24 protein-coding genes are annotated in these 25,703 nt (G+C 71.9%); 19 read left to right on the forward strand and 5 right to left on the reverse strand.

Going from position 1 to position 25,703, the window contains the following annotated elements:
• Positions 1–140: 140 nt before the first annotated feature.
• The 13 genes from rpmB to ACFWFZ_RS12070 all read left to right on the forward strand — a co-directional run bounded on the left by rpmB (position 141) and on the right by ACFWFZ_RS12070 (position 9,728).
• Positions 141–377, forward strand: coding sequence for a 50S ribosomal protein L28 (gene rpmB, locus ACFWFZ_RS12010; protein WP_327364356.1), 237 nt, complete (start codon positions 141–143; stop codon positions 375–377).
• On the forward strand, positions 377–682 hold the full coding sequence (rpsN, locus tag ACFWFZ_RS12015) for a 30S ribosomal protein S14 (protein WP_387120369.1): 306 nt from the start codon (positions 377–379) through the stop codon (positions 680–682). Before rpmB ends, rpsN begins: the two co-directional genes overlap by 1 nt.
• A gap of 185 nt (positions 683–867) precedes the next feature.
• The gene (gene rpmF / locus ACFWFZ_RS12020) at positions 868–1,038 is read left to right on the forward strand and encodes a 50S ribosomal protein L32 (RefSeq protein WP_030843773.1); all 171 of its coding nucleotides are present in this window, start codon (positions 868–870) and stop codon (positions 1,036–1,038) included.
• Between the two features lie 4 nt (positions 1,039–1,042).
• Positions 1,043–2,221 (forward strand): GTP-binding protein, encoded by a 1,179-nt coding sequence (locus ACFWFZ_RS12025; RefSeq protein WP_387120373.1) that lies wholly within the window; start codon positions 1,043–1,045, stop codon positions 2,219–2,221.
• 96 nt (positions 2,222–2,317) lie between these two features.
• Positions 2,318–2,482, forward strand: coding sequence for a 50S ribosomal protein L33 (rpmG, locus tag ACFWFZ_RS12030; RefSeq protein ID WP_007267663.1), 165 nt, complete (start codon positions 2,318–2,320; stop codon positions 2,480–2,482).
• 26 nt (positions 2,483–2,508) lie between these two features.
• Positions 2,509–2,757, forward strand: a complete 249-nt coding sequence (locus ACFWFZ_RS12035; protein WP_030843780.1) for a type B 50S ribosomal protein L31 — start codon at positions 2,509–2,511, stop codon at positions 2,755–2,757.
• Positions 2,758–2,783: 26 nt separating this feature from the next.
• Positions 2,784–3,896 (forward strand): CobW family GTP-binding protein, encoded by a 1,113-nt coding sequence (locus ACFWFZ_RS12040; protein ID WP_387120660.1) that lies wholly within the window; start codon positions 2,784–2,786, stop codon positions 3,894–3,896.
• A 37-nt stretch (positions 3,897–3,933) separates the two neighbouring features.
• The gene (gene rpsR / locus ACFWFZ_RS12045) at positions 3,934–4,170 is read left to right on the forward strand and encodes a 30S ribosomal protein S18 (RefSeq protein WP_387120379.1); all 237 of its coding nucleotides are present in this window, start codon (positions 3,934–3,936) and stop codon (positions 4,168–4,170) included.
• 57 nt (positions 4,171–4,227) lie between these two features.
• Positions 4,228–4,779 carry a GNAT family N-acetyltransferase gene (locus ACFWFZ_RS12050; RefSeq protein ID WP_387120382.1) on the forward strand — a complete coding sequence of 184 codons (552 nt, stop codon included), beginning with the start codon at positions 4,228–4,230 and terminating at the stop codon, positions 4,777–4,779.
• A 142-nt stretch (positions 4,780–4,921) separates the two neighbouring features.
• A complete protein-coding gene (locus tag ACFWFZ_RS12055) occupies positions 4,922–6,394 on the forward strand; it encodes a Y4yA family PLP-dependent enzyme (RefSeq protein WP_387120385.1) in 1,473 nt (490 codons plus the stop codon).
• Complete coding sequence (locus tag ACFWFZ_RS12060; RefSeq protein ID WP_387120388.1) at positions 6,391–7,710, forward strand: pyridoxal-phosphate dependent enzyme; 1,320 nt, start codon at positions 6,391–6,393, stop codon at positions 7,708–7,710. The genes ACFWFZ_RS12055 and ACFWFZ_RS12060 overlap by 4 nt, the downstream gene beginning before the upstream one ends.
• A 1-nt stretch (position 7,711) precedes the next feature.
• Complete coding sequence (locus ACFWFZ_RS12065) at positions 7,712–8,911, forward strand: aminotransferase class V-fold PLP-dependent enzyme (protein ID WP_387120663.1); 1,200 nt, start codon at positions 7,712–7,714, stop codon at positions 8,909–8,911.
• Positions 8,912–8,972: 61 nt separating this feature from the next.
• Complete coding sequence (locus ACFWFZ_RS12070; RefSeq protein ID WP_387120391.1) at positions 8,973–9,728, forward strand: class I SAM-dependent methyltransferase; 756 nt, start codon at positions 8,973–8,975, stop codon at positions 9,726–9,728.
• Between the two features lie 269 nt (positions 9,729–9,997).
• On the opposite strand, the gene ACFWFZ_RS12075 is transcribed toward ACFWFZ_RS12070, so the two are convergent.
• Complete coding sequence (locus ACFWFZ_RS12075) at positions 9,998–11,059, reverse strand: alpha/beta hydrolase family protein (protein WP_387120394.1); 1,062 nt, start codon at positions 11,057–11,059, stop codon at positions 9,998–10,000.
• Positions 11,060–11,163: 104 nt separating this feature from the next.
• On the opposite strand from ACFWFZ_RS12075, the gene ACFWFZ_RS12080 reads away from it, so the two are divergent.
• The 4 genes from ACFWFZ_RS12080 (at position 11,164) to ACFWFZ_RS12095 (ending at position 17,304) form a co-directional block, all read left to right on the forward strand.
• On the forward strand, positions 11,164–11,784 hold the full coding sequence (locus ACFWFZ_RS12080) for a GNAT family N-acetyltransferase (RefSeq protein ID WP_387120397.1): 621 nt from the start codon (positions 11,164–11,166) through the stop codon (positions 11,782–11,784).
• Entirely contained in the window at positions 11,781–12,704 is a 924-nt protein-coding gene (locus ACFWFZ_RS12085; RefSeq protein ID WP_387120399.1) for a PaaX family transcriptional regulator C-terminal domain-containing protein, read from the forward strand. Before ACFWFZ_RS12080 ends, ACFWFZ_RS12085 begins: the two co-directional genes overlap by 4 nt.
• A gap of 299 nt (positions 12,705–13,003) precedes the next feature.
• A complete protein-coding gene (locus ACFWFZ_RS12090) occupies positions 13,004–15,850 on the forward strand; it encodes a SpoIIE family protein phosphatase (RefSeq protein ID WP_387120402.1) in 2,847 nt (948 codons plus the stop codon).
• A 308-nt stretch (positions 15,851–16,158) separates the two neighbouring features.
• The gene (locus ACFWFZ_RS12095) at positions 16,159–17,304 is read left to right on the forward strand and encodes an ABC transporter substrate-binding protein (RefSeq protein WP_387120405.1); all 1,146 of its coding nucleotides are present in this window, start codon (positions 16,159–16,161) and stop codon (positions 17,302–17,304) included.
• Positions 17,305–17,359: 55 nt separating this feature from the next.
• On the opposite strand, the gene ACFWFZ_RS12100 is transcribed toward ACFWFZ_RS12095, so the two are convergent.
• The gene (locus tag ACFWFZ_RS12100) at positions 17,360–19,423 is read right to left on the reverse strand and encodes a BTAD domain-containing putative transcriptional regulator (RefSeq protein ID WP_387120408.1); all 2,064 of its coding nucleotides are present in this window, start codon (positions 19,421–19,423) and stop codon (positions 17,360–17,362) included.
• A 725-nt stretch (positions 19,424–20,148) separates the two neighbouring features.
• Here ACFWFZ_RS12100 and ACFWFZ_RS12105 point away from each other — a divergent pair.
• A complete protein-coding gene (locus ACFWFZ_RS12105; RefSeq protein WP_387120411.1) occupies positions 20,149–21,621 on the forward strand; it encodes an NDP-hexose 2,3-dehydratase family protein in 1,473 nt (490 codons plus the stop codon).
• A gap of 93 nt (positions 21,622–21,714) precedes the next feature.
• Here the strand turns inward: ACFWFZ_RS12105 and ACFWFZ_RS12110 are convergent, their stop codons facing one another.
• Entirely contained in the window at positions 21,715–22,323 is a 609-nt protein-coding gene (locus tag ACFWFZ_RS12110) for a dTDP-4-dehydrorhamnose 3,5-epimerase family protein (RefSeq protein WP_387120414.1), read from the reverse strand.
• A gap of 452 nt (positions 22,324–22,775) precedes the next feature.
• On the opposite strand from ACFWFZ_RS12110, the gene ACFWFZ_RS12115 reads away from it, so the two are divergent.
• Positions 22,776–23,636 (forward strand): class I SAM-dependent methyltransferase, encoded by an 861-nt coding sequence (locus ACFWFZ_RS12115; RefSeq protein WP_387120417.1) that lies wholly within the window; start codon positions 22,776–22,778, stop codon positions 23,634–23,636.
• Here ACFWFZ_RS12115 and ACFWFZ_RS12120 read toward each other — a convergent pair.
• Together ACFWFZ_RS12120 and ACFWFZ_RS12125 are read right to left on the reverse strand one after the other, a co-directional pair.
• Positions 23,614–24,858, reverse strand: coding sequence for a DUF418 domain-containing protein (locus ACFWFZ_RS12120; protein WP_387120420.1), 1,245 nt, complete (start codon positions 24,856–24,858; stop codon positions 23,614–23,616). The genes ACFWFZ_RS12115 and ACFWFZ_RS12120 overlap by 23 nt on opposite strands.
• A 21-nt stretch (positions 24,859–24,879) precedes the next feature.
• A complete protein-coding gene (locus tag ACFWFZ_RS12125; protein ID WP_387120423.1) occupies positions 24,880–25,689 on the reverse strand; it encodes an FkbM family methyltransferase in 810 nt (269 codons plus the stop codon).
• Positions 25,690–25,703: the final 14 nt, after the last annotated feature.

Genomic DNA, 25,703 nt, shown 5'->3' on the forward strand with positions numbered 1-25,703 from the left:
GAGCCGCCGCTCTGGCGCCGCCGGCCCCGACGACGACCGTCAGCGGCGGCCGGGCGGAACCCCCGCGACCCAGGACGCTAGTATATGGATACGGTTTCCATTTCCATTAAGCGATGGCTAGCGAGAGGCAGGAACCAGCCATGTCCGCCCACTGCCAACTGACCGGCGCCAAGCCCGGGTTCGGCAACAACATCTCCCATTCCCACCGGCGCACGTCACGCCGCTTCGACCCGAACATCCAGAGCAAGCGCTACTGGCTGCCCAGCGAAGGCCGCAACGTCCGCCTGACACTGAGCGCCAAGGCGATCAAGACGGTGGACGCCATCGGCATCGAAGCCGCCGTGGCCCGGATCCGGGCGCGAGGGGTGAAGGTCTGATGGCGAAGAAGAGCAAGATCGCGCGGAACGAGAAGCGCAAGGAGGTCGTCGAGCGGTACGCCGCGCGGCGGGCCGAACTGAAGGAGATCATCCGGCGCACTTCGTCCACCGAGGACGAGCGCCGGAGCGCGCTGGCGGAACTGCGCCGACAGCCGCGTGACGCCAGCGCCACCCGCGTGCGCAATCGCGACAGCGTCGACGGCCGCCCCCGCGGTTACCTCCGCAGGTTCGGACTCTCCCGCGTACGCACCCGGCAGCAGGTACACGCCGGCTTCCTGCCCGGCGTGACCAAGTCCTCTTGGTAGTTCCACCTGGATGACCCTTCGCTGCCGACGCACCCCGCCACAGGCATCCGGTGAAGTGCGTCGGCAGCCGTGCCGTCGGCCTCCACCGCCTTGCCGCACGAGCCGCCCCCATCCGAGCCAATTGAAAATGGTCGTCGTTTTCATATAGTCTCGCGCCGAATACTTCGACACCTCAGGAGACCCCGATGGCCGTCCCCAAGCGGAAGATGTCCCGCAGCAACACCCGTCACCGCCGGGCCCAGTGGAAGGCGACCACGCCGCAGCTCGTCCCGATCACGGTCGACGGCTCCGTGCACCAGGTCCCGCAGCGACTGGTGAAGGCGTACGAACGCGGCCTGCTGCACCCTGAAGGCTGAGCCGATGGCATGCTCGACGAACGCCCCGCTCCCGGTCACCGTCCTGTCCGGATTTCTCGGAGCCGGCAAGACCACCCTGCTCAACCACGTGCTCGGCAACCGCGAAGGCCTGCGCGTCGCGGTCATCGTCAACGACATGAGCGAGGTCAACATCGACGCCGTCCTCGTCCGCGGCGGTCAGGCCGCACTGTCGCGCACCGAGGAGCGGCTGGTCGAGATGACCAACGGGTGCATCTGCTGCACCCTGCGGGACGACCTGTTGGAGGAGGTGGACCGACTGGCCCGCGAGGGGCGCTTCGACCACCTCCTCATCGAGTCCAGCGGGATCTCCGAACCGATGCCCGTGGCGGCCACGTTCTCCTTCCCCCGCGACGACGGCGCCACCCTCGGCGACATCGCCCGCCTCGACACCATGGTCACCGTCGTCGACGCCGCGAACTTCCTGCCGGAGCTCGCCGGCGGCGACGAGCTCACCGCTCGCGGGCTCGACCAGTACGAGGACGACGAGCGGACGGTCAGCGATCTCCTCATGGACCAGATCGAGTTCGCGGACGTCATCGTCCTCAACAAGCTCGATCTGGTCGGGCCGGCGGAGGCCTCCCGGCTGCGCGCCACTCTCGCGCGGCTCAACCCGGAGGCGAGGATCGTTCCCGCCGTCCGCGGGCAAGTGGCTCTTGAGCAGGTGCTGGGCACCGGCCTCTTCGATGTCGAGCGGGCCCAGCAGGCTCCGGGCTGGGTCAAGGAGCTGAACGGCGACCACGTCCCGGAGACGGAGGAGTACGGGATCTCCTCGCTCGTGTTCCGCTCGGACCTGGCATTCCATCCCGGCCGGCTCTGGGCCTTCGTCACCAAGGGGCTCGACAGCGGGAGGTTCGGGCAGATCCTGCGTTCCAAGGGCTTCTTCTGGCTGGCCAGCCGTCCCCGCGTGACCGGCCTGTGGTCCCAGGCCGGCGCGGTCGCCCGCTTCGAGCCCTCAGGTGCCCGCGGACCGGACACCGCGCAGGGCCAGGAGCTCGTCTTCATCGGCACCGGCCTGCGCGCCGAGGCGCTGCGGGCAGCCCTCGAAGCCTGCCTGCTCAGCCCGGGTGAAGCCGTGCCCACCGGGGACGCCTTCCCGGACTGGGAGACGTACGGGATCGACGATGCCTGCGAGCACGAACCCGCCGCCCCTCAAGCGGCCTGAAGACTCCGGGCCGGACGGTGGTCGCAGCCACGGCACCGTCCGGCCCGGCTTTCACCCCATTATTGAAAATGATTTCCATTATCGTATACTGAGGCCATGGCACGCAACGAAGTACGCCCGATCATCAAGCTCCGCTCCACCGCTGGCACCGGCTACACCTACGTGACCCGCAAGAACCGGCGAAACGACCCGGACCGCATGGTGCTGCGCAAGTTCGACCCGGTGGTCCGCCGGCACGTCGACTTCCGCGAAGAGCGCTGACCCCCTCCCCCAGAGAGATCCACCTCATGAAGCCTGGAATCCACCCCGCCTACGGCCCCGTCGTCTTCCGTGACAAGGCCGCCGACTTCGCGTTCCTGACCCGCTCGACCGCCACCAGTGACAAGACGGTCGAGTGGGAGGACGGCAACACCTACCCGGTCATCGACGTCGAGATCTCCTCGCAGAGCCACCCCTTCTACACCGGCACCGCCCGCGTCCTGGACACCGCCGGCCGTGTCGAGCGCTTCGAACGGCGTTACGGAGGGCGGAAGTGACCCTCCCCGTCGTGATCGTCGGCGGCATGCACGCCGACGCGCGCAAGGAGACCGTCGAGCACCTGCTGCGCGCCGTGCCGGGAAGCATCGCCCTGCACCACGATCTGTCCTCGGCGGCCGACGGCAACGTCCTTCGCACGCTGCGCGATTCGGGGGGTGCGATCTCCACCGACGAGACCCCGCTCGTCAACGACTGCGCCTGCTGCGCCCTGCGCGAGGACCTCGTCCCCGAGCTGGAGCGGCTGGCCTCCGGCGGGCTGACCCGGCTGGCCGTGGTGGAGCTCTGGGACTCCGTCGAGCCCAGGGCGATGGCCGAGGTCGTGGCCGCCCACGCCGGTGACGTACTGGAACTCACCAACGTGATCACCGCCGTCGACCCCGCGCTGGTCCTGCCCTGTCTCGGCAACGGGGACGACCTCACCGAGGCCGGACTCGCCGCGGCGGCCACCGACCAGCGGACCGTCGGGGACACCTGGGCCCGTCAGCTCGAATACGCGCCGGTCCTCGCGATCGCCGACAGTGAGGAGGCGGACGACGAGGACCGCGCCCTGCTCGCCCAACTGCACCCGACGGCCCGACAGGTGCCCACCGGCTCCAGCGAGCTCACCCGTCTGGCCTTCGCCGGCTTCGACGTGGAGACGGCGGCGGCCGCCCAGCACCCGGCCTGCGCGCTCCTCCCCCAGGAGGCCGACGAGGCCGGGGTCGCCACGTTCGTATGGCAGCGCCGGCGCCCGTTCCACCCCGAGCGACTGTACGAGGCCCTGGAGGACCTGACCTGCGCCGCGGCCCGCAGCCGCGGCCGGTTCTGGCTCGCCGACCGCCCCGACACCCTCCTCGCCTGGGACGCGGCCGGTGGCGCGCTGTGCGTGGAGAGCGCCGGCCCCTGGCTGGCCTCGCTCCCCGACGCCGCCTGGGACCTGGTCCCCGCCATGCGCCAGGCGGCAGCCGCCCTCGACTGGCACCCCGAACACGGCGACTGCTGCCAGCACCTGGTCTTCACCTCTCCCGGGCTCGACCGCGACGGGATCGAACAGCTCCTGGACTCATGCCTCCTGACCGAAGCCGAGTACACGGCCGGGCGGGAGGCCTGGAAACAGCTCCCCGCCGCCTTCGCGCCGTTGCTCGACTCCGTCTCCTGACCCGACACCCCGCACTCCCGTACCCCGAGGAACCGACATGGCCCGCCGCCCCTCCCCCAGCAAGCCCCCGAAGTCCCGCCCCAACCCGCTGGACACGGCAGGAATCACGTACATCGACTACAAGGACACCGACCTGCTCCGTAAGTTCATCTCCGACCGGGGCAAGATCCGCAGCCGCCGCGTCACCCGCGTCACCGCGCAGCAGCAGCGCCAGCTCGCCCTGGCCATCAAGAACGCCCGCGAGATGGCCCTGCTCCCGTACGCCGGCCGATAGCGCACGGGCCGTGCGCCACTTGGCCACCGCCCACGACCCTCTGGCAGGCTGACCACCATGGCGACCCCCGAGTCCCCCGACTTCCTCCAGGCGACCCGGCCCGACGCACTGGCCGCCGACCTGAGGCGGCAGCTGATCGACTGCTGGGTGGCCGTGGCCAACACAGGCGGTGCGGTGATCGCGGCCGGGTTCCCGATGCCGCCGGTCCGTACGCACGAGGTGGCCCCGGTCGCGGATCAGCTCATCGCCGGGCTGGAACCGGATCGCTGCCGGATCCTTCTGGCCGCTTACGGGGACACCCTCGCCGGCTGGCTCGTCCTCCGGCGCGACCCGCACCCTCTGATCGCGCACTGCGGTGTGGTCAACCACGTCCAGACACATCCGGGATTCCGCGGCCGAGGGATCGGCGCGGCCCTGATGGAGCGTGTACGAGTGGTGGCACGCGAGGAGATGGGCCTGGAGCGCTTGCAGCTCAGCGCGCGGGCGGGACTCGGCCTGGAGGAGTTCTACGGGAGGCTCGGGTGGGTGGAGGTGGGCCGGTGGCCGGGTGCGCTGCGCGTGGCACCGGGCGACGACCGTGACGACATCCTCATGAGCGTCAGCCCCTGAACCGGCCTGTTCCGGCCGATACGGGAGCGGAGCCGACCCGTCCCCTGGAGAGTCGACGCAAAGGGGCCCATGATGGAGCCAAGCCGTACGAACGTACGCTGAGCACGGGCCTGGATACCTCGTCGGGGAGGCAACAGCCGCCATGAGCGACGCGCCTTTGTACCTGGAACCTCGGCTCAGTGCGGCGATGACGTCGCTGCTGCGGTCGGGCCCCTTCCTGCAGTCGCTCGTGGCCGCACTCGGATCACCGCTCAATGTGATGCTTCCTGATCAGATCGTCCTGAATCTGGAGGTGTTCCGCTCCGTTCTGCGCCGGCATCAGCTCTCCGGGCGGTTCTTCTTCGCGCACAAGGCGAACCGGTCGAGCGCTCTGGTCCGCCGCCTCACGACGACCGACGCCGGGCTGGACGCGGCCTCCATCGGCGAGTTGCAGCACGCGCTCGGTTGCGGCTTCACCGCCGACAAGGTGATGGCGACCGGACCCAAGGACCCTGAGTTCCTGTGGCTGGCCGCGCGGGCCGGGGCGATCGTCCATGTCGACGGGCTGGGTGAACTGACCGCGGCCGCCGGATTCGTCCGGACGTACGGCCTGCCGCGGCTGAGGGTCCTGCTGCGCCTGTCCGGGTGCGAGACCTCCGGCGCGCGGACACTCTCCCGCACCAGCCGGTTCGGCACCTCCTTCAAGGCCCTCGGGCGCCTGCTCGACACCCTGCAGTACTTCAAGGACGAGCTGGAGCCGATCGGTGTGGGCTACCACCTCGACACCACCGGTCTCGACGAGAAGGCGGCGGCGCTCGAAGGCTGCCTGCTCGCCGTGGAGGAGCTGAGGCTGCGCGGCTTCCGGCCACGGGCGGTCGACGTCGGCGGGGGTTTCGGCGTCAGCTACCTGGCCCACGCGGAGCAGTGGGAGCGCTACACGACCGCGCTCACCCAGGCCGTGATGGGCGCGCGATCCCCCATGACCTGGGGCGGGCACGGCTACGGACTCCGCGCGGAGAACGGAACCCTCAAGGGGGCGCTGGGTCTCTACCCTGCCTTCCGCCCCGTCGCGGGGGCCGGGTACCTGGACGAGCTCCTTTCCTGCCCGGCTCCGCGCCTCGACCGGCCGCTGGGCACCCTGCTGCTGGAGAGCCTGTGCGATCTGTACGCCGAGCCCGGCCGCGCCGCGGTGGACCAGTGCGGGGTCACCCTCGGCACAGTCCTGGAGGTGCGGGAGGCGGGCGGCGGTCCGCCCATGGTGCGGCTCGCCCTGAACTCCGGAGACATCGGACTGGAGCAGCACGGCATCCTCGTGGACCCCGTCCTGCTGCGCCGCGACGGCACCACGCCCGCGACCGCGTCCGGCCGGCCCGTGGGAGTGCACCTCGCGGGTAACCTCTGCCTGGAGTCCGACCTGATCACCCGCCGCACGGTCTTCCTGCCCGCCCTGCCCCAGCCGGGTGACCTCCTCGCCTTCTCCAACACGGCGGGCTACTGCATGGACTTCACCGCCACCGCCGCCCAACAGCAGCCCTCGGCCCGCAGAGTCGCCGTATGGGAGGAGGGCGGTTCCTGGCGCTGGTGTCTCGACGAGCGGTACTGGCCGGTCTTGGATACGGGGGGACAGCGGGCATGAGGTACGACAACATCACCGAGGCCGTCGGGAACACCCCGCTGGTCCGCATCGATCCGCACGTGCACGGACTGCGCAACATCGACCTCTACGCCAAGCTGGAGATGCTCAACCCGTTCGGCTCCCTCAAGGACCGGGCCGCCTGGAACATGGTCCGCGCGGGCCTGGCCGGGGCGACCGAGCGGGGCGAGACGATCGTCGAGCTGTCGAGCGGGAACACCGCCAAGGCCCTGGCGCTCATCGCCGGCCTGCACGGGCTTGCCTTCAAGAGCGTCACCAACCGCATGCGGATCCCCGAGGTCAAGGACCTCCTGCTGTTACTGGGCGCCGAGATCGAGGAGTTGCCCGGGCAGAGCGAATGCCTCGACCCGACCGCCATCGACGATCCGCTGACCGTCTTCCACCAACAGCTGGGCCGCCCTGGCAGCGCCCATCTCCACACCGACCAGTACTTCAACCCGCTGAACGCCCAGGCCCACGCGCAGGGCACCGGTCCCGAGATCATCGCGGACCTGGACGGCCGCGCCCCGGACTGGTTCATCGCCTGTGTGGGCACGGCCGGTTCGTCCACCGGCGTCGCCGCCGCGCTGCGGGACCACGACCCGGCCGTCCGCGTCATCGGCCTCGTCGGGGAGAAGTCCGACTTCATCCCCGGCATCCGCACGGCCGACGAGGTGCAGGAGGTCGGCCTCTTCGACCCGGCCGCCTACGACGCCATCGAGACCGTCAGTACGGACGAGGCCATCGACGGGATGGTGACCCTGCTGCGGCGCTGCGCGCTGCTGGCCGGGCCCACCGGCGGAGCCGCCTACCTCGGCGCCGTACGCCATCTCCGGTCGCTGGACGCAGAGCTGACCGAGCGCCGGACCGCCGTCTTCATCGTGTGCGACCGGGCGGAAAGCTACCTGGGCTACGTCCGCGCGCGCCGCCCTGAGCTGTTCGGCCGCCCTCCGGTCAAGAACTCCGTGACCACCCTGACCCCGGCGGACCTGAGCCGGGTCACGGCCATCGGCGTCGACGAGGCACAGAAGTGGATCGAGACCGGGCATCCGCTCGTGGTCGACCTGCGCGGCCCGTTCGCGTACGCCGCCCTGCACATCGACGGCTCCGTCAACATCGTCGACGAGCTCTTCGACGAACTCGTACGCTCCGCGCTGCCGTTCAGCACGAGCCGGCCGGTGCTGCTGGCGTGTCCCGTCGGCGACAAGTCCGCCCGGTACGCGGCCCTGCTGACCCGCATGGGCCATCCGGACGTTCGGAGCCTGGCCGGTGGCATCGTCGCCTGGCGGGACGCGGGCGCACCGCTGGTGCGTGACTGACATGGACGACCCGGCAGTCGAACTGAAGTCCCTCGCCTCATGGCAGCGTCCACTGCGCGCCCAGTTCCCCATCGTGGCCCGCCATACGGACCTGGCCTACCTGGACAGCGCCGCCACCGCGCAGAAACCGCGAGCGGTTCTCGACGCCGTGCAGACCTACCTCACGACGGCCAACGCCAACGCCGGACGGGGTTCCTACCCGTGGGCGAACACCACGACCTCCCTGGTGGAGCGTACGCGCGACCGTGTGAAGGAATTCCTCGGCGATCCGGCCCCGGAGCGCTCGTCGGTCCACTTCACGAGTGGGACCACCGAGGGGCTGCGCACGGTGGCACGGGACTGGCTTCCGGAGCTCCTGGAGGACGGCGACGAGATCGTCGTCCCGTACGCGGATCACCAGGCGAACCTGGCGCCCTGGCTGGAGGCCCGGGAGCAGCTGGCCCGGCAGGGGGTGCGGATCCTGGTACAGCAGCTGCCGTACCAGGCGAGTTCGGGGGACTACGATCCTCAGGCCCTCGCCCGGACGGTCGGGCCGCGCACCCGGTTCGTGGCCGCCACGCACGTGCACCACGTGTACGGCGCCGACATGAACGTGCACCGGATCCGGGAGGCCGTCGGTCCGGATGCGGTCATCTGCCTGGACGCGGCGCAGAGCGTCGGGCACCTGCCGGTGTCGGTGGCCGCTCTGGACGTGGACTTCCTGGTCTTCTCCGGACACAAGGCGCTGGCCCTGCCCGGAACCGGCGCCGTCTGGGCGCGCGGGCTCCGCGGCCCCGGCTTCCGCCCCGGCGGCTGGCAGGGCACCCCGAACACCGTGGGGATCGCGAGCCTGGCCGCCGCCCTCGACTGGCTGGACGCCGCGGGAACCGGCCGTATCGAGCGCTGGACGACGTCTCTGGCGTCGCTGCTCACCGACGGGCTGAGCACACTGGACGCGTACGAGGTGCTCGGCTGCCGGACCAGCCTCTCGGCGGGCACCGCGGTCCAGCGGCGAAGCAGCATCGTGACCTTCCGGCACCGCGAGATCAGCGCCCAGGACCTCGGCTTCATCCTCTTCAGCCGGGGATTCATGGTGCGTTCCGACGACCACTGCCAGGCCGGGCGGAGTGTACGCGACGGCTCGGTGCGCGTCAGTCTGCATCTCTACAACACACCCGAAGAGATGGAGGAGTTGCTGACCCTGCTCACCGAACTGCAATGATTTTCATGAGCAGGGTGTGGGTGCGGGTGACGGAGGCAGTTCGATCACGATGAGCGCGAGCATGAGTATGAGCACAGCGGTGGCCGCACAGTGGGTGGAGCGCTGGGAGGACCAGCAGCAGCGCTACGCGATCGACCGTGAGGAGCGGTTCACCGTCATCGCGGACGTGGTCGAGCACGTATCGCGCGACTGCACCGCCCCGCTGATCGTCGACCTGGGCAGCGGACCGGGAGCGCTGGCCGCCCGGCTCGCCGCCCGCCTGCCGACTGCTGTGGTGCTGGCGGTGGACGCCGATCCGCTCCTGCTGGAGCTGGGCCGGGCGCACTACGGCTCCGCCCTGCGCTACGTGGAGGCGATGATCGGGGCGCCGGGTTGGCTCGACGCCCTGGCGCTGGACCGGCCACTGGACGCGGCCGTGTCCACGACGGCCCTGCACTACCTGGGAGAGGGCACGCTGCGCGCGGTGTACCGCGAGCTGGCCGAACGGCTGAGACCCGGCGGGGTGTTCGTCAACGGCGACCACATCAACCCCGACTCCGCGGCCATCCACGACCTCGCCCGGGAGATCGGCCGGCGCAGGTCCGAACGGTGCCAGGCCCACGCCCGGGAGGACTGGCAGTCGTGGTGGGCCGGCGCCACGGCCGACCCCGAACTTTCCGCGCTGCCCGCCCGGACCGGAGAGCGCCGCCACCCCCACTGCGAGGGCAACGACCTCTCCGTCTCCGCCCACGTCGAGCTTCTGCGCGGGGGTGGGTTCCGGCATGCCGGAGCCGTCTGGCAGTTCGGCAACAGCCACGTTCTGGTCGCCGTTCGCTGAGGACGGCCCGGTCCCGTACGCCGGCGGCCGCCGCGGCGCCCCGGGAGTCGGAGGCCTCCCGAGCCCGAGCCCCGGCCGAGCCGACGCCTCGAATTCAGCGCGCGCTCAAGGCCCCTCGGCCCTCGTCGGCGGATGTCGGGGCGGCCTTGGTCTCGGAGTGCAGCGGCCACGGCAAAGGGGACCGTTCTCGCCCGGCTCGCCCACGCCCGATCCGCCTACCAGCGCCTGACGCCGTAGGCCGCGGGCCTGAAGCAGCCGTCGCCCGGTGGTCACCGCTCGGCTCCGTCGGTGGCGACGGAGGTCAGGAACCGCTCCTGGTCGGCGAGGAATCCCTCGGCGAACAGGGATCGGGGCGCGCACAGCGCGGTCAGGGCCAGGCGCAGCGAGGAGTCCTCGACGGCGTGTCTGACCAGGCCGTGGCCGGCATCGGGGTAGTGGGCGACGTGCAGCGCCGGCCCTGGCAGCAGGCGGCGGTACGCGGCCTCGGTGTCGGCGGTGTCCACGTTGACGTCGTGTCCGGCGAGCACCAGGAGGACGGGTGTGCCGCGCAGGGCCGGCAGGTCTGCGCTCGCGTCGGCGGTGTGGTTCTTGGAGACGAACCGCCAGCGGGCGGCCGTCATGCCCTTCGGGTCGCCGACGGCGCGGACGTACTCCTCGTAGGAGGCGCCGCGCGCGAGGAGTTCCAGGCCCGTCTCGCGGCGGGCGAGGGCGGTCGCGACCTCCGCGCCGGAGGCGCCGTCACGGCTCAGCTCGGCGAGGAGGTTGTAGCGGCCCTGCCGGTGCCAGTTGACGGCGGGCGAGACGGCGATGACGAACCGGATGCCGGGGTCCTCGGCGGCGATCTTGGGCAGGACCCAGCCGGCCTGGCTGGCGCCCCACAGTCCGATCCTGCCGCCGTCGACGTCCGGGCGCTGCCGGGCCCAGGTGATCGCGTCGACGGCCTCGCCGGCGCGGTCGGCCATGCTCTGGTCGAGCCAGTCGCCCGGCGCACCGCCGACGCCCGGTTTGTTCCAGGACAGCGAGGCGTACCCGGAGCGGGCGAAGGCCTCCCACATCGGACGGTAGAAGGTGTCGTGGGTGGCGTCCACCGGACCGTCCCCGTGCACGAACACCACCAGCGGGAAAGGCCCCTTCCCCTGTGCGGGCAGGGCCAGCACGCCGTGCAGGACGCGCCCTCCCTGACGTATCGTCACCGCTTCCTCGCGCAGTTCGTAGGTGTTCTGCCAGACCACCAGCCCGCCCAGACCCCCCGCCGCCACCACCAGCGCGACCAGCGCCGCGAGCGCGGCGGGCACCGCTCGGCGGCGGCGCGGCGTTCGTGTCGTCCGCATGTGCTCCATCCGACCCCCTCCAAAAAACTATCGCTTTTGCAACGACCGTATCTAATTCGACCGTACTCTGTTCATACAGTTAACGCGAGAGGGGTCGAGGAGTCATGGACGCAGCAGTCGTCATCGGGCGTGGCGTGCCGCTCGGGGCCGAGGAGCAGGTCGCCGAGCTGTACTGGGAGGCCTTCGGTCGAAAGCTCGGCGCCGCTCTGGGTCCGCCGGAACGCGGCCGGGCCTTCATCGCCGACCACATCCACCACGACCGCGCCGCCGTGGCCCTCACCCGCGGCGGCGACCGGGTCGTGGGCGTGGCCGGCTACCGGCTCGGCGGACGCGCACTGACCGGCGGCGGCGTGCGCGACGTGCTCGGCGCCTACGGGCTCTTCCGCGGCCTGCCCCGGCTCGCCGTACTGGCCCTGCTCGAACGCACCCCGGAGCCCGGCGAACTGGTCATGGACGGCATCGCCGTCGACCCCGCACACCGCGGCGCGGGCATCGGCAGCCTCCTGCTGACGGAGATCGCGGCCGTCGCGGCCGAACACGGGTGCTCCCGGGTCCGGCTGGACGTGATCGACGCCAACCCCAGGGCCCGCGCCCTGTACGAGCGACACGGCTTCAGCGCCGTACGGACCGAGCAGACCCCGTACCTCAAGCACCTCATGGGCTTCGGCGCGGTGACCACGATGCACCGGGCCCACCCCGGCCACTCCTTGGAGCAGCAGCGATGACCAGCCGACCCGCAGCAGAGCCCGCCACCCCCGGCATCGGGACCCGGACCCTGGTGTTCGCCCTCGTCCGCGAGGACGGCACCGTCGACGCGGGCGAGCTGTACGCCGTCGCCGAAGCCCTCGGCATGACCGATCAGCAGGTCCGGCTCTGTCTCAAGCGGCTGGTCGCCGAGGGCCGGTTCGCCCAGGAGGGCCGCGGCCGCAAGGCCCGCCTGCTCGCCACCGCCGACGCGACGGGCGCCATCGCGCCCGACGTCGAGTACGTCCGCCACGCCTACCGGCAGGACCGGGGACTCGCCCCCTGGGACGGAACCTGGCACCTGTTCGCCTTCGCCATCCCCGAGACCGCCCGGCAGTCCCGCGACGCCCTGCGCGACACGCTCCTGCACCTCGGCGCCGCCCCGCTCCAGGGCGGCCTGTACGTCGCCGCGAACGCGATCGGCGGCATCGTGGAGGCCCACGCCCGCCACCTCGGCGTCCTGCCCGCACTCACCCGTCTCACCAGCCGCGATCTGAGGGTCGGCGAGGAGGGGGACCCGGCGCGGCTGGCCGCCCTCCTGTGGCCGCTCGACGCGATCGCGGAGCGCCACGAGGCACTGGCCGCCCTCGCCACGGCCCGGACGGCCCGGCTGTCCGCCCCCGGCCGTCCCACCGGGGTCGAAAGGCTGACCTACGCCATGGAGCTCGCGGCGGCCTTCACCACCGCCATGGAGCCCGACCCGCTGCTGCCGCCAGAACTGCTGCCCCAGCCCTGGCCCGGCACCCGTGCCCGCGCCCTGGCCGCCGAGTGCTGGGAAGCCCTGGGCGGCGCAGACCAGGACGCCGGGCGCCCCCGCCTGTTCCGCCTCTATGACGAAGCCCTCACCACCCTCACCGCCCCGACGCCCGCCGACCCTCAGGCGCCGGCGCCGGCGCGGTAGGGGAAGTGGCCCCTCGGTTCCTCGGTCGCGTTCGGCCCAGCGCGGCGGATGGCCACGTCGTGGGCGCAGAGCAGGACGGCGGTCGGGGCGGCCCCCGCTGCTCCTCGCCCCACGTGGCGGGGGCCGGCCTCCTCGTGGGAGAGGGCGGGAGAGGCGGCGGTGCCGGTCAGCCAGCCGGCACCTGGGGACGCCGTGGAACGTCCTCCACAGGGCGGGAGAGCTCCGGGATCGCAGGCGGGCGCAGCTCGGTGCGTGGCGCTCCCCGCTGCCAACGGGACGGAGAGGTTAGAAGATGGATTATGAGCGTCTTCCTGGGACATCTCCGGCGTCAGCTGCCTGGCCTGGCCACACGCTCCTCCGCCGCCTCCGAAGGTCCCCGCTCAGAACACCAGCAGGAGCCGCAGGAACCCGCCCAGCCCTGGGCAAGCAAGGTCCGGAAGCCGCAGCGGCTGTCCTCGCTCCTGAGCGCGCGCAGCGTGGCCGGTGAGGTGTTCCTGCTCCAGCTCGTCGTGGTGGTGCTGCTCGTCGCCGCCGCGGTGGTGGCGCTCGTGGTGCAGGCCCGCAGCGACGCCATGCTGGACGCGCGGCACCGCACGCTCGCCGCCGCGGGTACGTTCGCGGAGTCCCCCGGCATCGTCGCCGCCCTGCGCAGCCCCAACCCGAGCGCGCTGCTGCAGCCGAGCGCCCAGGCGGCCCGGAAGATCGCCGGGGTCGACGGCATCAACGTCTACACGCTCGACGGGCTCACCCTCACCCACAGCGACCCGCGCCAGATCGGCAAGCACGTGGTCGGGCCCTTCTCCAAGGCGGCGGCCGGGAAGTCCTTCACCGAGACGTTCGAGGGCTCCCTGGGGCAGTCCGTGGTCTCGGTGGTGCCCGTCAAGGACGCCGAGGACCGGGTCATCGCCGTGGTCTCCTCCCCGGTCACGGTGCAGAACGTGCAGAGCATGGTGAACCGGCAGCTGCCGGTCGTCATCGGCACCGCGGCCCTGGTGCTGGCCCTGTCCGCGGGCGGCACGGCCCTGGTGAGCCGCCGGCTGCTGCGCCGGACCCACGGCCTTGGGCCGGCGGAGATGACGAGGATGTACGAGCACCACGACGCGGTGCTGCACGCGGTGCGGGAGGGCGTGGTGATCGTCGGCGGCGGTGGGCGCCTGCTGCTGGCCAACGACGAGGCGCGGCGGCTGCTGGACCTCCCCGCGGACGCGGAAGGGCGCCCCGTCACGGAGCTCGGCCTGGAGGAGGGGATCGCGGCGTCGATCGCGTCGGGCCGTTCCGCGACCGACGAGCTGCACATGGCGGCCGATCGGCTGCTGGCGGTGAACATCCGGCCCACCGCCCCCTTCGGGCAGGCGGGGACCGTGGTCACCCTGCGCGACACCACCGAGCTGCGGGCTCTGTCCGGCCGGGCCGAGATGGCCCACGAGCGGCTGAAGCTGCTCTACGACGCGGGGGTGCGCATCGGTACGACCCTGGACGTGGAGCGCACCGCCCGGGAACTGGCGGAGGTCGCCGTCCCGAGGTTCGCCGACATCGCCTCGGTCGACCTGCTGGACCCGGTACTGCAGGGCGACGAGCCGCCCGAGCCGGGCACCGAGATGCGCCGCACCGCGGTCGTCGCCGCGCAGCACCCGCACCCGCTCTACCAGGTCGGCGAGCTGATCCGGTTCGTCCCGACCAGCCCCATGGCGATCGGGGTGGCCGGCGAGCACGCGGTGCGCGTGGCGGACCTGCGGGCCACCCGGGACTGGATGGCCCAGGACCCCGCCCGGTCCCGGCGCATGCTGGACCAGGGCCTCCACTCCGTGATCGCCGTCCCCCTGCGGGCCCGCGGCGTGCTGCTGGGGATGGCGGGCTTCTGGCGGGTGGAGCCCTCCCCGCCCTTCGAGGAGGAGGACGTGTCCTTCGCCGAGGAGCTGACCGCCCGGGCGGCCCTGTCCGTCGACAACGCCCGCCGCTTCACGCGCGAGCACACCATGGCCGTCACGCTGCAGCGCAGCCTGTTGCCCCGGGGCGTACCGGACCAGTCCGCGGTCGAGGTCGCCCACCGCTACATGCCCGCGCAGGCGGGGGTGGGCGGCGACTGGTTCGACGTCATCCCGCTGCCGGGCGCCCGGGTGGCGCTGGTGGTCGGCGACGTCGTCGGGCACGGGCTGCACGCGGCGGCCACCATGGGCCGGCTGCGGACGGCCATGCACAACTTCTCCACGCTCGACCTGCCCGCGGACGAGCTCCTGAGCCATCTGGACGAGCTGGTCGCCCACATCGACACCGACGAGGGCGCCGGTGAGCAGGAGTGGCAGGGGCTGACCGGCGCCACCTGCCTGTGCGCCGTCTACGACTCGGTCTCCGGGCAGGTGACGGCCGCCACCGCCGGCCATCCGGGCCTCGCCGTCGTCCACCCCGACGGCGCCGTGTCCTTCCCCGAGATGCCGGTCTCGCCACCGCTGGGCCTGGGCGCCGGCATGCCCATGGAGACCGCGGTGCTGACCGTGCCCGAGGGCGCCCAGCTGGTGCTCTTCACCGACGGGCTGCTGGAAGGCCGTGACCGCGACGTCGACGCCGGCCTGGCCGCGCTGGGCGCCGCGCTGGCCGGGCCCGCGAGGACACCGGAGGAGACCTGCGCCGCGGTGATCGGCGCGATGCTGCCCAGCGGGCAGAGCGACGACATCGCGCTGCTGGTGGCCCGGACCCGCCGGCTGGACCCGGGGCGGATCGCCGAGTGGGAGGTGCCGTCCGATCCGGCGGCGGTGTCTCCGGTGCGCAACGCCTGCGCCCGCCGGCTGGCCGACTGGGGGCTGGAGGAGATCGCCTTCACCACGGAACTCATCCTCAGCGAACTGATCACCAACGCCGTCCGCTACGGTTCGCAGCCCATCCGGGTGAGGCTGCTGTACGACCGCAGCCTGATCTGCGAGGTGTCCGACGGGTCCAGCACCTCCCCGCACCTGCGCCGGGCCGAGGCCACCGACGAGGGAGGGCGGGGGCTGTTCCTCGTCGCCCAGTTCGCCGAGCGGTGGGGCACCCGCTACACCGCCCGCGGCAAGATCATCTGGAGTGAGCAGGTCATCCATGCCGAGCCCTCCTCGGCCGGGGAGGACCTGGGGGCGGCGCTTCTCGCCGCCTGGGACGACGAGCCGTTCTAGGGTCTGTATCGAGTTGCCCCGTGGAGCAAGGAGCGGCGTCCGGTGCGTGCTCTCGGCGTGCCGGCCGGGAGCGGTCGTGCGGGACGTAGGTGGCTTTCGGCCGGTGCGGCGGGAGTGCGTGCCGGGCGTCGCGACGGGGCGAACGTTGCCTGACGCGGCACTAGGACGGCTGCGGTGCGCTCCGGGACGCCTTCCGGTACGTCGGCCGGAGGACAGGGGGGTGGGCGCGACCCGCCGGGACTGCGCGGTGGCGGCTGCCCCACGTACGCTGGCCTTGATCAGTACGTGCCGCCCGTTATGGAGCCTTTGTGCCCACACCTCGTCTCCGGACAGCCGCCGTCGCCGCCTGCCTCGCCCTCGCCGCGTGGCCCCTCGGCGCCTGCGGAGACAAGCCCCCCGCCACCCCCAGGGCGCCCGCGGTGGCCACCTCCGCGGCAGACGCGGGCGGCATGGCGGCACTCGCCGCGGCGGCCAGGAAGGAGGGCACGCTCAACACCATGGCCCTCCCGAGGGACTGGGCGGGCTACGGCGCCTTGATCGACGGCTTCGAGAAGAAGTACGGGATCGAGGTCACGGTGGAGAACCCGGAAGGCACCAGCCAGGACGAGGTCGACGCCCTCAAGGAGCACCGGCGCGACGGGACCGCGCCCGACGTGGTAGACGTGGGCGGCACCTTCGGCCCCGCCGCGGCCCGGCAGGGCCTGCTCGCCGCGTACGAGGTGGCCCCGTACGACGACATCCCCGACGGGCACAAGGACCCGCGGGCCCGCTGGTACGACAACTACGGCGGCTACGTCTCGATCGGCTGCGACGCCAAGCGCGTCAAGACCTGCCCCTCGACCTTCGCCGACCTGCGAAGGCCCGAGTACAAGGGCCAGGTCTCGCTCAACGGCGACCCCACCAAGTCCGGCTCCGCCTTCGCCGGGGTGTACGCGGCGGCCCTGGCGAACGGGGGCTCCTTCGACAACATCCAGCCCGGTATCGACTTCTTCGCCGAGCTGCGCGAGAACGGCAACTTCATCCCGGTCCAGTCCACCCCCGCCACGATCGAGAAGGGGCAGACCCCGATCAGCGTCGACTGGGACTTCCTCAACCTCGGATACGCCGACGACTTCCGCAGGAAGGGCGCGGACGTGGACTGGCACACCGCCATCCCCTTCGACGGCAGTTTCGCCCAGTACTACGCGCAGGGGATCAACAAGGACGCCCCGCACCCCGCGGCGGCGAGGCTGTGGCAGGAGTACCTCTTCAGCCCGGAGGGGCAGAACCTGCGGCTCATGGCCTACGCGCGCCCGGTCCTCATGGAGGCGATGGAGGAGAACGGCACCCTCGACAAGACCGCGGCGGAGAAGCTGCCGACGGTCGAGGGCACCCCGGTGTTCCCGACGGAGGCGCAGCTGGAGAGGGCGGCGCGGACCGTCGACCGCGGCTGGGCCAAGGCCGTCTACGGCTGAGGGGCGCAACGGCCAAGCGGTGCGCGGGGCGGGCGGGAACAGGTGGGGAGCCGGGTCAGCACCGGCGGCGGTCCGGCCAGATGCCCGCCGCGGGGGCCGGGCGGCCGGATCCGGACCGGGTCCGCAGGCCCGGCAGGTCGACCCCCGTGCCCTCCTCGCCGGGAACCGCGGGCCCGCCCATCGGGGTCGAGGGCCGATCGTTCTCCAGTCCGTCGCGCGAGAGGGTGTCGAGCAGCCGCTCGCGGGCGTACACCCGGGTGAGTTCGGGGAACTCGTAGCGGGCCCCGCCGTCCTCCCACCGGACGATGTTGATGAGATGGCTGTCGACGAAGCGCTGGAGCAGGTGCTCCACGCTGCGGCTGTCGCTGCCGAGGAGCTCGACGACGGAGTCCGCGGTGAACCGTCTGGGCGGCAGGATGCTCAGCAGCCGGAAGACGCTCTGCTCCACGCGGCCGAGCCCCTCGTAGCTGAAGTCGTAGCGGGACCGTACGTCGAGTTCCCCGAGGCGCAGCTCGTCCAGCAGCTTCTCGGAACAGGTCAGTTGGCTGGCTAAGCCGGACAGTGTGAGCCCCGGACTGCCGCTCAGGCGCCCTCCGATGCACCGCACGGCGAGGGGGTGTCCGCCGACGGTCTCCATCAGCTGGTTGGCGGCGTTGCGCTCCCGCCTGACCCGCGCCGATCCGATGATGCGGGCGAGCAGCTCCCGGCCCTCCGCGGTGTCCATGGCGTCGAGGTCGACGTTCCAGGCTCCCCCCAGGCCGTGCAGGCGCCTGCGGCTCGTGATGACCACGGAGCACTCCGGGTCGCCGGGGAGCAGGGAGCGTACGTCGGCCAGCGAGGACACGTCGTCCAGCAGGATCAGCAGGCGCCGGCCGACCGTGGTGGAGCGGAAGAGTTTGGACCGCTCCTCCAGGTCGGCGGGGATCTCGGATTCCGCGACGGCCAGGGCGCGCAGGAAGCCGTGGAGCACCTCCGAGGGGTCGGCGCCCACGCCGGTGGAGCCGCGCAGGTCCGCGTAGAGCTGGCCGCCCTCGAAGAACGGCCGGACGGTGTGGGACAGGTGCACGGCGAGTGCGCTCTTGCCGACGCCCGGCATGCCGCTGATGACCGCGACGGCGGGGGCCGTAGGGGGCCGGTCGCGCTCCCCCGTCCCGGCCAGGAGCGCGGGAGCCTGGTCGACGATGGACTCCCGGCCGGTGAAGTCGGCTATGTCCGGCGGGAGCTGGGCGGGTGCGGGGATGCCCTGCGCGGTGGGCCGGACAGGGGTGGGCCGGGGTGTGGCGGCCGCCGGCTCCTCCTCGTGTTCGGGGGGCATGACCGGGCTCCGGTCGGGCTCGATCAGGACGGGCTGGCGGTGGCGTTCGTACAGTACGCCCCCCGTGGCCTCCGACAACAGCGCCTGGTGGAGCGCCCGGAGTTCCTTGCCCGGTTCGAGACCGAGGTTGTCGATCATGCTGCGGCGCAGCACCTGATAGACCTCCAGGGCCTCGTGGCGCCGTCCGGAGCGGTGGAGCGCGATCATCAGGGAGGCGTGCACGTTCTCGTGGAGCGGGCGGCTGAGCACGAGCGACTTCAGCTCGCTGATCAGCTCCTGGTGGCGTCCCAGCTGGAGATCGGCCTCGATCCGCAGGTCGAGGGTGCGCTCCCGGAACTCCTCAAGCCGTGTCACGTAGGAGGACAGCAGGCCGCCCGGCACGACGTCGACCAGTGCGGAGCCGCGCCAGAGCGCGAGCGAGCGCCGGAGCGACTCGGCCGCCCCCGCCGGGTCGCCGCCCTTCAAGAGCGACTTTCCCTCACCGGCTTCCGTTTCGAATCGGTGGAGGTCGACGGAGCGGTCGGGAATGGCGAGGGTGTATCCCCCGGGCCTGGTGAAAAGAATTTCTTCCGAATTTCGCGCCGTCAGAATCTTCCGGAGTTTGTAGATATACGTTTGCAGCGTGGTCATCGCACTTGCGGGAGGGTCGCTTTCCCACAGTTCATCGATAAGCTCAGAGGTCTGCACCAGGGTGTTCCTCCGCATGAGGAGAAGGGCTATCACCTGGCGCGGCTTGGGTGCGGTGGGCACGACATTGCGCGGACCATCGAGTATTTCCAATGGGCCGAGCATCCGGAAGTCCATCTCACGTCCCCCGTTCAGTGATGCTGCACGTTCACAAGAGGTTCGAGCGCCGCCTGGCCGACGTAAGGGTCACGGAGCTACTTCTCTCCTGACTTTGCACTAAGTTAACTCTTCCTTTAAGACAGGGCAAGGCCATATGCCAGCGTCCTGCGACCCGTTCACCCAGGCGGCGTCGGCCACCGGCGGGTTTACCGGCCCCAAACAGGCCAGAATTAAACGGAGTTGGATCTTCCGAGACCCGCCCACCTCTGGGAACCCTCACAGCGGCGGGATTCCGCTTCGGATTCACGCCAATCACCCGCGTGAATGCGCCGGTTCCTTTCGGCGCACACAGCCGTCGGGGTGCCTGGAGGTCGCCACGATCCTGGCTCGACTCCGGGAGGAGGGCAGCACTCTCCGGACGGGCACGGGCGGCGCGTGGGGGGCGTCATGGCCACAACCATCGGGCGTCACCCTCGAAGAACGGTCGAACCCCTCACCGGACTCCATCCGGACGCATCAGTTCCGCTGCGCGGGACACCAACCCGCCCCGCCGCCGGGGTTCAGGGAGATTCGAGGTCGTTGCTGGCAGCCCGCACTGTACTGGGCCCTGCGCGCCGTCGAAGGCCCCGACCCCCACGGGAGCGTCCGAGGACACCGGTACGGCCACCCTCCTCGACGCCGCGGACGCGGACGACCGCCGAACACGCAGCACGACCCTGTCCTCCCGGCGCAAAGGAGTCCCTGTGAACAGAATCGCCCTCCCGCTCCCTTCCCCGACCGTCCTGCGCACGCTCCAGGACCGGCTCGCGGGGTCGGCCCTCGCCGAGGAGAGCCGCGTCCGCCAACCGGTCCCGTTCGCCTCGTGGTTCGCGGGCGCCCGCGAGCGCTCCGGCCTGCACGTCGAACGCGTGGACCTCGACGGCCTCGACAACTGGGAGCGGGACCCGGGGACCGGGGCGCTGCGGCACTCCAGCGGCGGCTTCTTCGCCATCGACGGGCTCGACGTGCGCTTCCCCTCCGGTCCCGTACCCCACTGGCAGCAGCCGATCATCCACCAGCCGGAGGTCGGCGTCCTCGGCCTGCTGGCCAAGGAGTTCGACGGGGTGCTGCATTTCCTCATGCAGGCCAAGGTCGAGCCGGGGAACAGGAACCACCTGCAGCTGTCCCCTACCGTGCAGGCCACCCGCAGCAATTACCGGCGGCTGCACAAAGGGCGCGCCGTCCCCTATCTGGAGTACTTCCAGCAAAGGACGCGGCACCGCGTCATCGCCGACGTGCTCCAGTCGGAACAGGGCGCCTGGTTCTACCGCAAGCGGAACAGGAACATCGTGATCGAGGCCACCGAGGACATCGCCGTCGAGGAGGACTTCCGCTGGATGACGCTCGGCGAGATCCACCGGCTGCTGGCCGTCGAGGACATCGTCAACATGGACACACGCACCACTCTGTCGTGCCTGCCCCTGGCCGGCGGCGGTCTCGACGTCCTGACGGGCAGCGGCGACGGCTTCCGGGACGCGCTGGCGCGCTCGTGCGCCGGGGAGCCGGGCGGAGTGCACACCGTGGACGAGCTCCAGAGCTGGATCACCGAGCACCGCGCCCAGAACGACCTCACCACCCGCCCGGTACCGCTGGTCGAGCTGCGCGACTGGCACAGCTCGCCGGAGCGGGTCTCCCACACCAGCGGGCGCTTCTTCTCCGTGATCGGGGTGAACGTCTCGGCCGGCACGCGCGAGGTCCGCGGCTGGTCCCAGCCCATGCTGGAGCCGCACGGCACCGGCGTGATCGCCGTGCTGGTCAAGGAGATCGGCGGGGTGCTCCACGTCCTGCTGCGGGCCAGTGTGGAGCCGGGATACGTGGACGGGGTCGAGCTCTCCCCCACCGTCCAGTTCACCCCCGAGAGCGTGGCGCCGGGCGCGGCCCTGCCCCGCTTCGTCGACGACGTGCTGTCGGCCCCGCCGGAACGGACCAGGTTCGACTGCCTGCTGTCCGAGGAGGGCGGCCGTTTCCACCACGCCCTCAACCGCTACCTCGTCGTCGAGGCGGACGGCGACGCCGAGTCCATGGAGGACCGGGACTTCCGCTGGCTGACCCTGGAGCAGCTCAGCACCCTCCTGAGGCACAGCCACTACCTCAACGTCCAGGCCCGTACCCTCGTGGCCTGTCTGCACAGCCTGCTGGCGCCGCGGCGGCCCGGCGGAGAGGCGCTCGTCCTGTGAGCGGCTGAGCCGCCCGGACGCGGACGAGGGGTGGGGCCCGCCGGATCGGCGGTTTCCAGCGGTGGGCCCCACCCCTCGTCGCAGCGCCGCGGATCAGGCGGAGCGCAGGGCGCGGTCGATCGCCAGGCACTCGGCGTAGTCGGGCAGCAGGCCCTCCGAGGCTGCCTTCTCCAGGGTGGGAGCCGCGAGGTCGCGCTCGGACAGGACGGGCTCGATGCCGGCGGGGATGGGCAGGGCCAGTTCCGGGTCGAGGATCGACAGCGCCAGCTCGTGTTCCGGGACGTACTCCCCGGAGAGCAGGTAGGACACGACGGTGTCGTCCTCCAGCGCGACGAAGCCGTGGGCCACGCCGACCGGGAAGTACACGGAGCGGAACACCTCGGTGTCCAGCAGTACGGCGTCCCACTGTCCGAAGGTGGGCGATCCGACCCGGACGTCCACCGCTATGTCGAGCGTCCTGCCGCGCGCGCAGTACACGTATTTGGCGCAACCCGGCGGCGTCAGGGTGTAGTGCAGCCCTCGCACCACGCCCTGCCGTGACCTGCTGTGGTTGGTCTGGGCCACGCGGAACAGCGTGTGCCCGCCGGTGGCGTCCGAGAACGCCGACTCCTGGTAGGGCGAGAGGAATATGCCACGCTCGTCGTCAAACACGCGCGGGGTGAATTCGATTGCGCCCTCGACGGAGAGTTTCCGCGACTCCATGGAGGAAAGCATGACGGACTCCCATTCGGTGCAGTGATGTGCGGTCTGTGGTCCGTGAGCGCCCGGGTCCCGTGTCCGGCGTGCCAGGATCGGGAGTTCTCCGCCAGGTCCTGTCGTCGAAGTGGCGTCGGTCAGGCCCGCGGCGTCCGGTGCCGTGCATCGCACGGCGGAGGGGCGCCCGTGTACTGGACGTACTCGGGCGCTCCGACAACGCGGCGAGGTGCGGTGCCGGACGCCGCGGGCCCGACGGGACTTCGACGACAGGACCTGGGCCCGCGTGCTGCTGACGATGATTCCCGCGGGGTCTCGTACGCGCCTCAACGACGGCTGGACGCCGCCGCCCCCGGCCCCGCCCGCGACCGGGCGGGGTCCACCTGCCCTCGAGCGCTTGCGCAGGTGCCGGCCGGACGATGGTGGGCCGGACACGCCGACCACTCCTGGGAGCGACGCACGTGGACAACACCACCTACAAGGCCCATGTCACGGCCGCCTTCGACCGTGCCGCCGGGTCCTACGACCGGATGGGGGTCACCTTCTTCACCCCCATGGGGCGGCGCCTCGTCGAGCGGGCCGCACCGAGGCCCGGGCAGCGCGTGCTGGACGTGGGCTGCGGGCGCGGGGCGTGCCTGTTCCACGCCGCCACGCTCGTCGGCGGGCAGGGCCGCGTCCTCGGCATCGACATCGCGCCGGCCATGATCGAGGAGGCCCGCAAGGAGGCGGCCGGCATCGGCGCCGGCAACATCGAACTGCGGGTGATGGACGGGGAGTTCCCCGATCTGCCGGCCCGCTCCTTCGACGTCGTCACCGGCAGCTACAGCCTGATCTTCTTCCCCGACGCCCGGGCCGCCCTGCCGCGCTACGCCGAACTGCTCGCCGACGGCGGGCGCATCGCCTTCACCAGCCCGGTGTTCGACGACGACACCTTCCCGTTCCTCCCGCCCGTCTTCACCGAGCTCATCCCGCGCTCGCTCCTGGAGAACCTGCCGCCGCAGTGGCGGCCGGAGGAACTCCAGAAGCGCTTCAACAGCTGGCTGGCGCAGGAGGCGGACCTGCGCCGGGCCCTGGAGTCCGCGGGGTTCCACGAGGTCGAGATCACTGACGAGGCGGTCGACCTCGTGGCCCCGTCCGGCGAGGCATGGGTGGCGTGGTCCCACACCCAGGGCATGCGCCTGCTGTGGGAGCACCTGCCCGACGACGACCGCGAGCGGCTGCGGATCCGGCTCACCGGGGCGCTGGACGCGATGCGTCACGACGGCGGACCCCTGTCGATCGAGACGCCGGTGCGCTACGTCACGGCGACGGTGGCCCGTTGACCTCCCGTACCGCGCTCCCCCGCGCCGCAGCGGCGGCCGCCAGCGACGACCGGCGGCGGGTGGCTCTGGCCAGCAGGGTCTCGGCGGGCCCCCGCCGGCCCCCGCGGCGCAGCAGTTCGGCGAGCAGCACCCCGGCGCCCCACGTGCCGAGGGCGACGAGCGCGGAGCCGAGGACGCCCACGCGGTCACCGAGCCCGAAGGTGTACGGCGCGAACAGCGCCAGCCATACGACCGACTGCCAGACGTAAGCGCTCATCGACCGCCGTCCGCAGGCGGCGACGGCGACGACGGCCCTGCTCCTGAGGTCTTCCAGTCGCAGCGCGAGCAGGGCCACCGCCGCGGCCAGGCCGCAGCCCCCCGCGTACCCCGTCAGCACGTGCAGGGCGGCGAGCCCCCACACCACGTCGGAGGGCGCGGTGGTCCACGCCCCGGAGGTGACCAGCGCCAGCGGAAGACCTCCGGCGACGCTCAGGGCGGTGCCCGCCACCGCCACCCGGCGCAGCAGGACCCGGTGGCGGCCCGGCTCCTCCAGGATCCGTCGGCGGGCCGCGTGCGCGCCGATCAGGAACGGGCCGAGCGACATGACGGCGAACAGCGGTGTGGTGAACACCCAGGTGCCGAGGCGGTACACCGCGTCGGACACCGGGTCGGCGGCCAGGACCAGCGCCGCCGCGGTGTCGTCCGGGTCGCCGGAGGCACTCGCGGCCAGCATGCTCGCGTACAGCACCGTCCCCACGACGACACCGGCGCCCGCCACCGAGAACAGGGTGCGGTCGCGGGCGCCGGTCAGGCCGACGGCGGCCAGCCCGAGCAGTCCGTAGGCGCCCAGCACGTCCCCGGCGAACAGCAGCAGCGCGTGGACGGCCCCGAACAGCAGCAGCCACCGGGCGCGGCGCCGCAGCACCCCGCGCGCACCGGGTCCGTCCCGCCCCCGCTCCCGCTCGCGCGCGAGGATCCGGCCCGTGCCGTAGCCGAACAGCAGGGCGAACATGGGGAAGCTGCGGCTGTCGGCCAGCACCGTGAGCACGCCCGCCGTCAGCGCGTCCGCCGGCGAGCCGGCGACCACCGGGTAGCCCCGGATCACGGCGGCGCTCCCGCTGACGAACATGTGGGCGTGCACCAGCGCGACGATCAGCAGCATCAGGCCCCGGGCGAGATCGGGGGCGAGGGCGCGGTCCGCCGTCGCCCCGGCTCCCGGCGGACGCGGAGCGCCGTCGCTCATCGGCCCTTCCTCCCCGGCACGTCAGTCCCGCTCCGCCAGCACGAGGTGGACGCTGCCCCCGACGTAGACCCCCCACTGGGAGACGGTGACGTGGAAGCCCAGGCCGGCCAGCCGTGAGACGACGCTGCCGAGCCGGCCGTCGATGTCGTGGACCTCCAGGAGGACCCTTCGGATGCGGGGCCAGCAGGCCGGGCCGATGCCGTCGAGGACGTCGAGTTCACCGCGTTCGACATCGATCTTGAGCAGGCCCACCCGGTCGACGGCGTGCTCCTCCATGACGGCGGCCAGCGTGGTCACCTCGACCGTGACGCGCTGGGTCACGTTGAAGGTGCGCCGTACGACCTCCCGGGTCCGTTCGTCGGCGCCGATGTTGTCGAGGTGCGCTTCGAGGTTGCGGGCGTCGTCCTCGGCGTCGTCGTACAGGGTCGAGGCGGAGGCCACGTAGGGCCGGTAGGTCAGTTCGGACGTGCCGGGCGCCGCTCCCAGCGCCTGCCGGACCGCGGTCGCCCTGGGCAGGTGGCGGGCGAGGTTGTCCTCAAGGCAGGTGAAGGCCTTGGGGGCGGGTTCGAAGGCGAGCAGGCGGCTCTGGGGGGCCAGCCCGCCGAAGAGCAGGGACGCCAGCCCGATGTGGGCGCCGATGTCGATGACGGCCTCGTCGGGGCGGAGGCCCTCGGCCGCCTTGCGATAGGGGGCGGCGGTGCTGATCTCCTCCCAGAGGGTGTGCGCCTCCGCTTCCTGGACCGCCGACAGCACGCGGCCGTCGGGCAGTTCGCAGCGGGAGACGGGAAGGTCGGTGGGCAGTTCGTCGGGGAGATCCCACGGATTCGGCATGGCGTCGAATCTGC

Origin of the sequence: Streptomyces sp. NPDC060232 (genome assembly GCF_042726555.1) — a bacterium.
Taxonomy (GTDB): domain Bacteria; phylum Actinomycetota; class Actinomycetes; order Streptomycetales; family Streptomycetaceae; genus Streptomyces.